This is a genomic window from Pseudarthrobacter sp. CC12 (assembly GCF_039907755.1).
Lineage (GTDB): Bacteria > Actinomycetota > Actinomycetes > Actinomycetales > Micrococcaceae > Arthrobacter > Arthrobacter niigatensis.
Map to the genome: position 1 here is coordinate 19650 of NZ_JARDJH010000035.1, position 12798 is coordinate 32447.

Annotated in this window: 11 protein-coding genes; 6 read left to right on the forward strand and 5 right to left on the reverse strand. The window is 60.1% G+C overall.

The genetic code is table 11. The features are described from left to right. The first annotated feature begins 184 nt into the window (after nucleotides 1–184). The 5 genes from glf to PV772_RS18870 all read left to right on the forward strand — a co-directional run bounded on the left by glf (nucleotide 185) and on the right by PV772_RS18870 (nucleotide 7122). On the forward strand, nucleotides 185–1372 hold the full coding sequence (glf, locus tag PV772_RS18850; protein ID WP_347887148.1) for a UDP-galactopyranose mutase: 1188 nt from the start codon (nucleotides 185–187) through the stop codon (nucleotides 1370–1372). Then, on the forward strand, nucleotides 1369–3393 hold the full coding sequence (locus tag PV772_RS18855) for a glycosyltransferase (protein ID WP_347887149.1): 2025 nt from the start codon (nucleotides 1369–1371) through the stop codon (nucleotides 3391–3393). Before glf ends, PV772_RS18855 begins: the two co-directional genes overlap by 4 nt. Further along, the gene (locus tag PV772_RS18860; RefSeq protein ID WP_347887150.1) at nucleotides 3390–4271 is read left to right on the forward strand and encodes an ABC transporter permease; all 882 of its coding nucleotides are present in this window, start codon (nucleotides 3390–3392) and stop codon (nucleotides 4269–4271) included. The genes PV772_RS18855 and PV772_RS18860 overlap by 4 nt, the downstream gene beginning before the upstream one ends. After that, entirely contained in the window at nucleotides 4272–4997 is a 726-nt protein-coding gene (locus PV772_RS18865; RefSeq protein ID WP_347887151.1) for an ABC transporter ATP-binding protein, read from the forward strand. It abuts the gene before it with no gap. Between the two features lie 103 nt (nucleotides 4998–5100). Further along, nucleotides 5101–7122 (forward strand): DUF6541 family protein, encoded by a 2022-nt coding sequence (locus PV772_RS18870; RefSeq protein ID WP_347887152.1) that lies wholly within the window; start codon nucleotides 5101–5103, stop codon nucleotides 7120–7122. On the opposite strand, the gene PV772_RS18875 is transcribed toward PV772_RS18870, so the two are convergent. The 4 genes from PV772_RS18875 to PV772_RS18890 form a co-directional block, all read right to left on the reverse strand. Further along, the gene (locus PV772_RS18875) at nucleotides 7108–8346 is read right to left on the reverse strand and encodes a polysaccharide biosynthesis protein (protein ID WP_347887153.1); all 1239 of its coding nucleotides are present in this window, start codon (nucleotides 8344–8346) and stop codon (nucleotides 7108–7110) included. The two genes, PV772_RS18870 and PV772_RS18875, sit on opposite strands and share 15 nt — an antisense overlap. Before the next feature lie 136 nt (nucleotides 8347–8482). Continuing rightward, on the reverse strand, nucleotides 8483–9532 hold the full coding sequence (locus PV772_RS18880; protein WP_347887154.1) for a glycosyltransferase: 1050 nt from the start codon (nucleotides 9530–9532) through the stop codon (nucleotides 8483–8485). Continuing rightward, nucleotides 9529–10272 (reverse strand): glycosyltransferase, encoded by a 744-nt coding sequence (locus tag PV772_RS18885; RefSeq protein ID WP_347887155.1) that lies wholly within the window; start codon nucleotides 10270–10272, stop codon nucleotides 9529–9531. Before PV772_RS18885 ends, PV772_RS18880 begins: the two co-directional genes overlap by 4 nt. After that, on the reverse strand, nucleotides 10269–11198 hold the full coding sequence (locus PV772_RS18890) for a glycosyltransferase (protein ID WP_347887156.1): 930 nt from the start codon (nucleotides 11196–11198) through the stop codon (nucleotides 10269–10271). Before PV772_RS18890 ends, PV772_RS18885 begins: the two co-directional genes overlap by 4 nt. A gap of 236 nt (nucleotides 11199–11434) precedes the next feature. Here PV772_RS18890 and PV772_RS18895 point away from each other — a divergent pair, with 236 nt between their 5' ends. Then, the gene (locus PV772_RS18895; protein WP_347887157.1) at nucleotides 11435–12316 is read left to right on the forward strand and encodes a glycosyltransferase; all 882 of its coding nucleotides are present in this window, start codon (nucleotides 11435–11437) and stop codon (nucleotides 12314–12316) included. Between the two features lie 62 nt (nucleotides 12317–12378). Here the strand turns inward: PV772_RS18895 and PV772_RS18900 are convergent, their stop codons facing one another. Continuing rightward, on the reverse strand, nucleotides 12379–12792 hold the full coding sequence (locus tag PV772_RS18900; RefSeq protein ID WP_347887158.1) for a DUF2304 domain-containing protein: 414 nt from the start codon (nucleotides 12790–12792) through the stop codon (nucleotides 12379–12381). Nucleotides 12793–12798 lie beyond the last annotated feature (6 nt).

The following is a 12798-nucleotide window of genomic DNA, read 5'->3' on the forward strand; positions in this document are numbered from 1 at the left end:
CTATCAAGTGGGGGCTGGAAAGGCAAACCAATGTCTCCGGTGACGCTCCGCCACCCCTGATGGCAACCTGTGGGCCGGTTCACAGCCCTCATTCAGATTCGACGGCCCCTGCAGTCCCTCGGGTAGGCTAGAGCAGCAGACAATGCGCATCCTTGCGCTGCCCGCATTCGAACCAGGAGATTTTGTGACCGCTGACCTTGTCATCGTAGGGTCCGGCTTTTTTGGCCTGACAATTGCAGAACAGGCCGCCACTGAGCTCGGCCTGAAGGTCGTCGTCATCGACCGCCGCCACCATATCGGCGGCAACGCGTACAGCGAAAAAGAAGAGCAGACCGGGATTGAGATCCACCGGTACGGCGCCCACCTGTTCCACACCTCCAACGAACGTGTGTGGGAGTATGTCAACAGGTTCACTACCTTCACTGACTACGTGCATAAGGTCTACGGTGTTCACAAGGGCGAGGTCTATTCCCTGCCCATCAACCTCGCCACCATTAATCAGTTCTTCCGGGCGAACCTCACGCCCGGGCAGGCCAGGGATCTCATCCAGGAGCAGGCCGGCGAACTGGCAGGAACTGACCCCCAGAACCTGAATGACAAGGGCATCCAGCTGATCGGCCGGCCGCTGTACGAGGCGTTCATCAAGCACTACACCGGCAAGCAGTGGCAGACGGATCCCAAGGACCTGCCGGCCGGTATCATCTCCCGGCTTCCCGTCCGGTACAACTACGACAACAGGTACTTCAACGACAAGTACGAGGGCCTGCCCACAAACGGCTACACCGCGTGGATCGAGAAGATGGCGGAGCACCCCAACATCGAGGTGCGGCTCAACACCGACTTCTTCGACGAGTCCCACGAGTACAGCAAGAACAAAGTGGTGGGCAACATCCCCGTCGTCTACACGGGCCCGGTCGACCGTTACTTCGACTACGCCGAAGGTGACTTGTCCTGGCGCACCATCGATTTCGAAGAAGAAGTCCTGGAGGTGGGAGACTTCCAGGGCACGTCCGTTGTGAACTACAACGACGACGACGTCCCCTACACCCGCATCATCGAACCCCGCCACTTCCACCCCGAGCGCGAATACCAGACGGAAAAGACGGTCATCATGCGCGAGTTCTCGCGGTTCGCGGAAAAGGGCGATGAGCCTTACTACCCCGTGAATACTTCCGCAGACAGGGAGCGCCTGCTCAAGTACCGGGATCTGGCGGCAGCCGAGAAGGACGTCCTCTTCGGCGGCCGGCTGGGAACGTACAAGTACCTGGACATGCACATGGCCATCGGAGCCGCGCTGAGCATGTTCGACAACAAGATCAAGCCGCACTTTGAAAGCGGCGTGAAGCTGGAAAGCGGGGGAGTCGACGCATGAGCGTCCCTACCGACAATAAGACCAAGACTTCATTGAAGACGGATTCCGGGCGTGGCCGGCAAGCATGGCAGACACTGCAGCGAGTGATTCTGCCGAGTGCCACCCAGATGGACACCGTGCCCCTATACATGGATATGGGGACTGCCACGGGCATCCAATTACCTACAGCCGGGGACAGGGACGGCAAAGCCGGTAAGGGACGGACTATCAGCAGCCCCACCAAGGAAGCACACGTCGAAGACTTCCTTTCCCGGCGTTCAACGTCTGTCCGTTCGGGTGAAAGGGTGTCATTTGGCACCTACTTCAACGCATTCCCGGCCAGCTACTGGCGTCGGTGGACCACCGTAGACAAGGTCCGGCTGCAGGTTCGCACCCAGGGCTCCGGCTCGGTCATCGTTTACAAATCAAACGCACGAGGGTCCCTCCAGCGGGTAGACACCCGCCGGGTCGACGGCTCCGCCGAGAGCACTTTCGAACTTTCGCTCGCCCCCTTCGGTGACGGCGGGTGGTATTGGTTCGATTTGCTCGCCGGGACAGAGCCGCTGATCATGCTCGACGCCGAGTGGCAGGGTGCCGCGGTTGAGGCGAAGCCGGGTTCGGTCACGCTCCAGATCACCACCCTGAACAAAACGGACTTTTGCCTGAACAACCTGAGACTGCTCGCAGAAAGCGAGGAAGCCCTCGCGCATGTTCAGGAAATCCTGATCGTGGACCAGGGCACGCAGAAACTTGCCGACGCGGACGGCTTCGAAGAAATTAAGCGCTCCCTCGGAGGCAAGCTGCGCATCATCAACCAGTCCAACCTCGGCGGGTCCGGCGGCTTTGCCCGCGGCATGTTCGAAGCTGTTGAGAACGGCAGCGATTACGCCTTGCTCATGGACGATGACGTGGTCGTCGAACCGGAGAGCATTATCCGCCTGCTGACCTTCGCGGACCGGTGCAAGACTCCCACGCTCGTGGGCGGCCACATGTTCGACCTTTATAACCGTACTGTCCTGCACACATTCGGTGAAGTCGTGAACCCCTACAGGTTCCAGCCGTCCCTGCCGAGCGAAGACATGATCCTGGGCCACGACTTCCTGTCGTCCAACCTGCGTCAGACGCCCTGGCTGCACCGGCGTTGCGATGTCGATTACAACGGCTGGTGGATGTGCCTTATCCCCACTGAAGTAATCCGTGAGATAGGGCTGTCACTTCCTCTTTTTATCAAGTGGGACGACTCGGAGTACGGGTTGCGCGCCAAAGCCGCAGGGTACCCGACCGTATCCTTGCCCGGCTCAGCTGTTTGGCACGTTTCCTGGATCGATAAGGACGACCTTGTGGGCTGGCAGGCCTATTTCCACGCCCGGAACAGGGTCGTGGCTGCGCTCCTGCACAGCCCCTACGAGTTCGGCGGCCGGGTCATCAAAGAGTCGCAGTACGCCGACGTCAAGCACCTGGTCTCGATGCAGTATGCCACGGCCCAGGGCAGGCAGTGGGCTTTGGAGGATGTGCTGAAGGGTCCCGATGCCCTGCCCGAACTCCTGTCAGCCAAGCTGCCTCAGATCCGCGAGATGATGGCCGCGCACTCCGACGCGGTTTTCCGGCCAGACCCTGAGGACTTTCCTGCGCCGAAGATGGACAAACCGCCGCGCCGTGGACATGGCCCCTCGCAGCCCGGAAAGCTGTCACTCCTTCCGTGGGCCGCGAAGACCGTTGTCCGGCAATTGGCGAGCCCTGTTAGGGGCACCAGCGCAGAGCGGCCCCAGACGACGATCGCGCACCAGGACAACAGGTGGTGGCGGATGGCCCAGTACGACAGTGCCGTGGTGTCCAATGCCGAGGGCACGGGCGCCTCCTGGTACCGGCGTGATCCCAAGCAGCTGAGGAAGATGCTGGCCGACAGTGCCAAGCTCCACTCCGCACTGCTTAAGGACTGGCCCGCCCTCAGCAAGAAGTACAAAGCCGCCGTTTCAGACCTGACTTCCATGGAGTCGTGGAGGAAGACGTTCGAGCAGCACACCCAGAACGAGATCAAGTGAGCGCTATTGCATCCGGTGAACTAACTACTCCCGGCCTGGGAGGAGGGCTTCGGGACATCAGGCAGTCCGGCTTCCTGCTCAAGCTGTTGGTCAGGAAAGAGCTCAAGGTTCGCTACCGGGGGTCTGTCCTGGGCCTTCTCTGGTCATATGTGAAGCCTGGCGTGCAGTTCATAGTTTTCTATGTGGCCTTGGGGGTCTTCCTCGGCCTGGAGCGAAGCGCGCGGAACCCGGAGGGCTTGGCGAACTACGCGGTCTACCTGTTTTCAGGCATTGTCCTGATCAACTTTTTCACGGAGGCGCTGGGCAACGCGGCACGGTCGATCGTTAACAACGGAAACCTCATCAAAAAGATCTACCTTCCGCGCGAGCTCTTTCCGGTTGCGTCCGTCTGGGTATCGGCCGTGCACTTCTTTCCCCAGCTGGTGGTCCTGGTCATCGGGTGCGTGCTCGCCGGGTGGCATCCCAACCTTGTCCAACTACTGGCTGCGGTTGCAGGTTTTGTCATAGTTGCCCTTCTCGCTACCGGCCTGGGCCTCCTTTTTGGGGCGGCCAACGTGTACTTCCGGGACTCTGAGAACCTGGTGGACATGCTCCTCATGATCGCCACGTGGGCATCTCCGGTTATGTACGCGTGGTCAATGGTTCAGGAAAAGCTTGGCGCAGGGTGGTTCGCCATCTACCAGGCCAACCCGATCACAATTGGGGTGGAACTCTTCCACTATGCGTTCTGGTTTCCCACGACAGACGGTTCCGTGGCAATGCCCCCGAATCTGTTTAGTCTTTGGCTGTTTGTCGGGCTGGGTGTGGCCCTGGCCATTCTTGTCCTGGGTCAATTCACATTCCGGCGGCTCGAGGGCCGTTTCGCGCAGGAGCTCTAAGTGGTCAAGGCAATCGAAGTCACTGACATCAGCAAGCAGTTTGTCCTCCGCCACACGCGGTCCATCAAAGAGGCCGTCGTCTGGCTCGTAAAGGGACGCAAGGGTGATCTGTCTGAGAAGTTCCACGCACTGAAGAACGTTTCCGTTGACGTCGAGGCAGGTGAAACCGTTGCCCTCCTCGGCCTGAACGGTTCAGGCAAGTCCACCCTGCTCAAGCACATTTCCGGAGTCATGCTCCCGGACACCGGATCGGTGAAGACGCGGGGCCGGGTCGCCGGACTCATCGAAGTAGGCGCAGGTTTCCACCCAGACCTGTCCGGGCGCGACAACGTGTTCCTCAACGGTGCCATCCTGGGAATGACTGAGCAGCAAATCAAGGACAGATTCGACGACATTGTCGAATTTTCCGAAATAGGCCAGTTCATCGATACAGAAGTGAAGTTCTACTCGTCGGGGATGTACCTTCGGCTGGCGTTTTCGGTCGCCGTGCATACGGATCCCGAAGTCTTCCTGATCGATGAGATCCTCGCGGTAGGGGATGAGCCTTTCCAGCGGAAATGCATCGACAAGATTCAGGAGTTGGCACACGAGGGGAAGACGCTGGTTGTGGTGAGCCACGACCTTGATCTTGTGTCCCGTATTTGTGACCGGGGGATTCTGATGGAGCACGGTAACGTGAAATTCGACGGACCTATCCTCGAGGCAGTCTCGATCCTACGGGCCTGATGACTGGTAGTCGGAGCAGGGAGTTCCCTGCATCCAGTTCGGTCTAAATATTCAGCGGTTTGAGACCGCATCGGCCCGCGTGCCCCTACTTTTCGGAGGATTCTTGTCCTGGTTTGATGCAGTACCGCAATTTCTTCTTGCAGTTGTTCTGCTGTTCATTCCAGGGCTCGCCGTAGCCGTTGCAGCTCGACTTAGCGGTCTCCGCATTTTTGCCCTGGCGCCCGGCCTCAGCGTCTCCATAATTGCCATGTCGGCTGTTGCGGCCCCATTCCTGGGGCTCTCATGGTCGTTGCTTCCGGTTCTTGGGACAACCGTGGTGGTTACCGCGGTAGCCTTCTTTGCGGCATTACTGTTGGGGCCGAAGGGCAAAGAAAAAGGGGTTCCCAGGGTAAGCAGGCCCCAGTGGAAAGTGTTTCTTGTTTCGGCCGCCTCGGTGGTTCTGGCGGCCTGGCTTGTCTCACGCCGGCTTTTCAGTGCTTTTGGCCACCCGGAGTCCTTCTCCCAGACCTTCGACAATGTATTTCACCTCAACGCCATCCGGTACATTCTCGATACGGGTTCCGGCTCGTCCCTGACCCTCAATGCTATGACGGGCGCCACGTCGTATCCTGCGGCCTGGCATGATGTTGTCTCGCTGATCGTCAGCCTCGGCGGAGGACAGATACCGGTAGCCGTAAACGCCGTCAATATTGTGGTGGCTGCATTGGTGTGGCCGCTGGGATGCATCTACTTTTCACAGACTGTATGGGGTAGCCGCCCGGCGGTATATTTCACGGCGGCCGTGTTGTCGGGAGCCTTCGGTGCGTTTCCATACTCCCTTCTCGATTTTGGCGTCTTGTACCCAAACTTCCTGGCCGTAGCGCTCCTGCCTCTGGTTGGTGGTATATCGGTGGAGGTGCTGGGGCTGTCAGCAGCACCGATCCGTTCGCGGCTTATTTCGGTGCTGGTTCTGTTGGCGGTGCTTCCGGGCGTTTCCATGGCCCACCCCAGCGCGGCCATGGCTTGGATAGCCATGATGGCCCCGCCGGCTGCATACGTTTATGCGCGGATTGTGGTGCGGTCGCTCACGTCGATGACTGTGCGCAGGCGGCTGCTGACTTCGGCCGTCTTGGCTGCCGTCCTGTTGGCCGCCGTCGTGGTTCTCCGTATTCTGTGGAACCTTGTCCGTCCTCCGGCTGAGGCTGCGTTCTGGCCGCCAGTGGAGACCACTGGACAGGCAATCGGCGAGGTGATCGCCAGCTCGGCCATTGGACGCCCCGTTGCGTGGGCCGTGCTGGCGGTGACCCTGCTTGGCATATATGCGATCCTAAGATCGGGTCGGCAGCTGTGGTTGCTTGGGACATACACGGTTGTGGCGTTTCTCTTCATGGTCGTTAGTTCGTTCCCTGCGGACGCATTCCGGACGTATTGGACCGGTATCTGGTACAACGATCCGCCGAGGCTTGCTGCTTTATTGCCTATGGTGACTATCCCGATTGCCTGCCAAGGGGCAGTTTTCGTCTGGGATCTGCTCCTACGGAGCGGTACCAGGGGCCTTGGGGCCGTTCGCCGCAAACTCCGAGTGGAGCCAGGCTCAACTGCTACCCGGGTGGCCGGCGTTCGACGGGCGGCAGGCTATACCACCCTGGCAGGCCTTCTTATGGTGCTGGCCTTGACTGCGACGACGCAGCGGGCGAATGTACGCCAGGCACAGGATGCCATGACTGGTTCCTATCGGCTGGCTGCGGACTCACCGTTGGTGTCCCAGGACGAGCTCAAATTGATTGAACGATTGCCCAATGAAGTACCAAAGGACGCCGTCCTAGTCGGCAATCCCTGGAACGGCAGCTCGCTTGCCTACGCACTCGCCGATCGTAAACTGATCCAGTTGCACATCCTCAGCGCCGTTCCAGAAGGGACGGCACCACTCCTGAACGGCCCTACTCCTGCCAAAGATGACCCTGCCGTTTGTCCAACTGTCCGGAAATTGAACATCGACTACATCCTGGATTTTGGTCACCGGGAAGTCCATGGCAGGGATAACGGGTACAGGGGGCTGGACAGCCTCATCGCCTCCGGCATGGCTACGCTTGAGGACGCCGAAGGCGAAGCCAAACTTTACAAGCTGCACCTATGCGACGCCTGACGGATCACGGTGGTTATCAGCCCTTAGGGTTCTGAGCGCGGGAAGCAGTAGTCCAAAGAAGAGAAGTGCCTCGCTGGTCGCCATTGACATGGCCACCCCGTCGATCCACCCTGCGGTTGCAGTCCACAGCATCATGCTGACACCGATGACGGCCGAAATTATCGTCCAAACCAGAATCAGCCGCTGACGGCCGCGCGGCAGCAGGAGGTTGCGGATGAACGGTGAACTTGCGGAGATGAAAAAGAAAGAAGTTCCGTAAAACACGCAGGTGGCCTGAGCCGCCTTGTTAACGGAACCAAAGAGGATCTCTGAGGCCAAGGGACCCAACGCGGTCAAGAATGCCGCTCCGGTGAGGCCCAGGGCTGTGTGGGCGGCTATCGCGGCAGCATGGCGTTTTCTGGGGCTGGTTTCCTGGGGCTCCAGCGTCCACCCTTGGAAAGTGTTGCCTAAAGCCATCACCGAGAAAAGTCCAAAGCGGTAAATGGTATCGGCCGACCCGAATCCTGCCACCACCGGGCTCGGGATGAACGCCTGAGCGATTGGAACGGGTGTTGCCGCGTAAGTTGTGCCGGAGAGGCTGATCGCTGCTGGTCCCGACTGAGTCCGAAGATGCCGGACAGTTCGATCCCAGGACGTGAACGTTTTGCCTCGCTCCGGCACAACAATTCTGTGAAACAGGACAAGGCTCACCCCCACCGCCACGAGTAGGATGACCGGGTAGAGCCAGATTTGCTTTGTGACCAAGATGGTTGGAACCGCAGCCAGGGTTGCAGCCACGCGAGGCAGCGTGTCGAAGGTCGCAAGCAAGGCCGGTTTTCCGGCCCCTATGCAAAACCAGGCAGGCGACATGCCCACCACCGCGGTGGTCAACGACATGGCGGCGCCATCAAATCGGTGCTCTGGAGCGGCCAACAGCCAAGCCAGGGCAAAGACGGCGGGAAATACCGCCGCAGACAGGACCAGTCGGGTCCGGATGCTCTCCCGGTAGACTTCCGCTCTGTATACCGGGGACGGATTCTGGGCTATCTCGACTGGACCAACGGTTGTCCATCCCCACGCGATTACGGCACCGCCAAAGGCGCCGATCGCCTGCCCGGATACGAGACTCGACCAGCCACCCTCGCCGGCGACGCGGGATAAAATCGGCAGAAGAAGGAACGGGGTTACGAGCGACAACAGGGGCAAGCCCGTGAAACCCGCAAGCCTCAACAGCACGGCTCTCATTCTTGGGCACATCCTTCCATTAGTACTGTGGCTCTCTGCGTGGGGTCCGAATCTTGCCGGCGGTGCGCGTCAAGGAGCAGGCCACAGGACAGTCCGGCAGTCGGAAGCGCCGGTCACCACACAGGGAGTGGAATGCTTAGAGGGCTGCCCGGCGAAGCTTCCTGGGCCAGGCCAGCCCCAGGAAGATCTCCATCGCCCGGATTGGTGAGACGTTTTTACGGAGCATTCCGCCCACGAGGGATCGAAGCAGCCGAAGGGCCCGTGGCTGGGCATAGGTCCCCAACGCGTCGATGAGGCCGGGGCAGGCAGATTCAACGGCTGGACCGGAACGTTCCAGCAGCGTCCGCGCCATGAGGGTCCGCCATCCTAGCCCCGTCTTGTAGATGATGCGGCCAATGCTGCGTGGCGTGGTGCTTCCTTCGTAGCGCTTCACGAAGCGCAGGGTGTTGCGGATGGAGCCCGGAAGGCTCTGGCGCGCTTCGCCCACCACGTTTCCGCTGTGCTGGATGTAGTCCTGCACCACCACGTCCTGGATACTGACGCCCCCGAAAGCGAGTGCGCAGAGTCCGATCCAATGGTCGTGGTATTGGGAGGGCGCAGCGATCGACGGGAAGGGAAGGGCCACTTCCAGTAGTTCCCGGCGGAACACGCATAAAGACCCGGTGACCTGGTTGTTGGCAATGAAGTCAGCAGCATCGACATTTCGCCTGCCGGTGACGGTGCCGCCTTCGGACCTACGGCCCGCAGTAGAGGCCTCCGGTGTCACAACGCGGGCCTGGCCGGTGACCAGCGCGGACTGATCCAGATGGGGGATCAAGGCTTCCAGCTTCTCCGGGTACCAGAAATCGTCCTGGTCGCTCAAGGCTACCCATTGGGCTGCTTCAGGGACCGCTTGGAGGGCCCGCTCGAAGTTGTGGTGGAAACCGAGCCGGCTTTCGTATCCGAGGACATGGAACCGCGTATCGTCTCCGCAGGCCCGTCGAACCATTGCTTCAACCGCTGCGTAGTCGCCGTCCACGGAGATAATGCAGACGAAGTCCTTGTGAGTCTGATCCTGAATGGATTTAAGCTGCCGAGCGAACATCGATTCGTCCGGCTGGTAGGCGGCCAGTGCCACTGCCCCGAAGGTGCCCTCGTGGCGGTCCGGAGACGGGGCTGTTTCGCCCGGCTGCTGCGCGGAGGTCACTTAGTGCGTACCTTTCTGCCCAGGGCGACAAAGAACGCTCGAAGGAGCATTAGCCGCGCCCGAAGGATGACAGCGGTTGGCCGTCTGGACTTGGGGGTCGTGTTCTCGTCGTGCAGGCGCCGGGCAACTGTGGGTGCTTCAACATGGACCATGTCCCGGCCAAGATTGGCGACGATGGCGATCCACTGATCATGCGTCTCGGTAAGGAACGCCGGAAAAGGAAGTAACTGTTTCTTCGCGGCAGCCCGGAAAGCCATGGTGCACCCGTAATACGGCCGCACTCCGATCCAGGTGGTAATGAGGTTCGCCAGCCAGCGGCCACTGTCCGCTTTCTTGAGCTGAATCTCGTGGTACCTGTTGGGCGGTCCGCCAAAGACCGTGAAGTTGCTTGCTGCGTATGTCTTGGCCTGAAGAGCGGAGACGAGGGTTTCCACGCGACCGGGGAGCCATACGTCGTCCTGGTCGGACAGCATGATGTACTCGCCCCTGCTGGCTGTTATCGCCTCTTCGAAGCTGGAGACGTAGCCCTTGTTCTCACCACGGGGCATCAGGACGATGCGGGGGTCATCCACTCGGCGGAGCACATCGACCGTGCCGTCCGTGGATGCGTCGTCAACGATGACCAGTTCGTCCCCGGGAGATAACTGCGCCAGAATGGATCCCACTTGTTCCGCCACAAAGTCCTGACCGTTGAAGGTCGCCATGCAGACCGAAACCCTGACTGGTCCGTGGGCGCTCATGAGCTGATCTTCCGCTGGAACGCAGCGTCGATCTTGCCCAGCCGTCCCAGCCATCCGTCCCGGCATCCCCGGAGGAATGCCCGGTACTGCCCTTTGCGGTTTTCCCCGTAAAGCAGCCGGAAGAAGTCGCTTTCCACTTGAAAGCGGAGCCGGCGAACCAACCACGCAGGGAACCTTGCACCGTACTGGCGCCAGAGGTAGATACTGTTCCTCGTCATGTAGTAAACGCGGAACGGGGCATGCGAATGCACATGGCGCTTGACGCCCAGCACCGTGACGTGCCAGCCGAACAGCATCATGGGTTGCGCCTGTCCCAAAGCGTGCGTCATATTGCAGTCCTTGCCGACCAGGGTGGCCAGGCCGTGGGACCTGACTCGGAGATTGAACTCCGAATCCACGCAATCGATAAACAGCCTCTCGTCAAGCATCCCGACTGTCTTGAAAGTGGAAACAGGGATGACCGCTCCGGACTGGAGGGGATCGAATGCTTCCGGGAACCGTACCCTTTTCCTGAGCAACGGTACGTTGTGGCCATTATGGGACCGTGCGCTGACCAGCCCCCCGTGGATGCCGTTGGCCTCGGCTTCGGCATAAGTGGCGAGGGCCGCTGCGACATAGCCCGCATCCAAAGCCGAATCCTGGTCAAGGGTCACAATGAAGTCGGGGGACCACGCCTCAAAGGCAGCTTGGATCCCGGCGTTCAACGCTGCTGCAATTCCGACGTTCACGGGCATCCGCAGAACAGTACAACCGAGGTCTTCCAACGCCCGCAGCACAATGTCGTTCCGGTCAAGGTCGGATCCGTCGTCGACCACGACTGTATGGACGACTTGCTCATTGAGGTCCTTCACCCTGGCGGGAAGATCCTGGGGAGGGTGGAAAGCCGAAATAACAGCCACCACACGCGGGTCACTCCGCTGCGTCACGTCTTATCGTTCCTTTTCGCTCAACCAATAGACCGTTCCTATGCGTTAGGGAACTGTCAGACCGCAGCCTCCAGTCTATCGCCGGTGCGGAGGAGCCCCATTCGCCAGTTGTGGCCAGCTGAACGCACCCCATAAAGATGCGCTACAGGGGGACACGGTAGCATTGTCGAGGTGCTCATCTCCGGGCAGACAGATCGAAACGCTCTGTATCTTCAAGAAAAGGACCTACCTGGCACATGGCCATTGATGTATTGCTTCCCTATTACGGGGACGTCGACCTGATGAAACTTGCGGCCCAAAGCGTCATGAGCCAGCAGTTCGAGGATTGGCGTCTCATCGTGGTCGACGACGGGTACCCTAGCCCGGAACCCCAGCGCTGGTTCGAATCCCTGACAGACCCCAGGGTTACTTACCAGAAGAACGAACAAAACCTCGGCGCCAATGGCAATTACCGGAAAGCACTTGAACTTGCCGAGGCTCCCATTGTCGTAGTCATGGGCGCTGACGACATAATGCTGCCCAACTATCTTGGTGTTGTCAGCCGGGCCTTCGAGGCCTACCCCGAAGCCAGCGTCGTGCAGCCAGGAGTGCAGGTCATCGATGAGCAGGGGCGCGCCTGCTCACCGCTGGTGGATATCGTCAAGAAGGTCTACGCGCCGTCGACCAAGGAGACGGTGCTGCTACAGGGCGAACGGATGGCCACGAGCCTGGTCCGCGCGGATTGGGCGTACTTCCCGTCCTTGGCGTGGCGAACGGACGTCATCCGCCGCATCGGCTTCACGGAAGGGCTCCACGTTGTGCAGGATCTCGCCTTGCTGCTTGATATCGCAGCCGAGGGGGGTTCCATGGTGGTGGATCCGACCCTGTCCTTCCTCTACCGTCGGCACTCGGCGTCCGACTCATCCGTAAAGGCCCTTGACGGACGCCGGTTCGACGAAGAGCGTGCCTTCTTTGAGAGCCAGGCCCGGCGCTTCCGGGAACTTGGATGGACTGCCACCGCTCGCGCCGCCGCTTTCCATACCACCTCGCGACTGAACGCAGCCACTTTGGTGGCCCGGTCCTTGATGATCGGCAAGACCGATTCATTGCCGAGGCTGCTGAAGCACGTGGTTTCGTAGCAGCTGGCTGAATAAAAAGCCCAGGTGGCTGGACCGGAGTACGGGCCAGCCACCTGAGTTATTTAGGGGTTTGGATCCTGCGGCAATACTTTCGGGGGAAGCTCACTGTGCTGGGCTGTGCAGGCCCCCGGTGCCCGGCCGGCATCAAGCTCCTCGATTCTGAGCCGGAGAATGCCTACCTCTTCGGCCAGGATCCGGATTTCGTCCTCAGCCTGCGACTGTTCGAAGGAGAGGTGTAGGCATACTGACACGAGCAGTACCAGGGCAATCGCGAACAGGAGATTCGACGGGACCTTGACCCCGAGAACGCTGCTGGACCAAAAGAGAAGCTGCGGAAACGCCACCAGCACCAGCATGCCGGCGCCGATGACGATCCAGATGACGGCGTACTTTTCCCGCAAGTGCCGGCGGCGGAGCATCTCGAAGATGATCAGCAAGATAGCCAGCACAAAAATGAAGCCAACGAGGGTGGCCATAAGAAC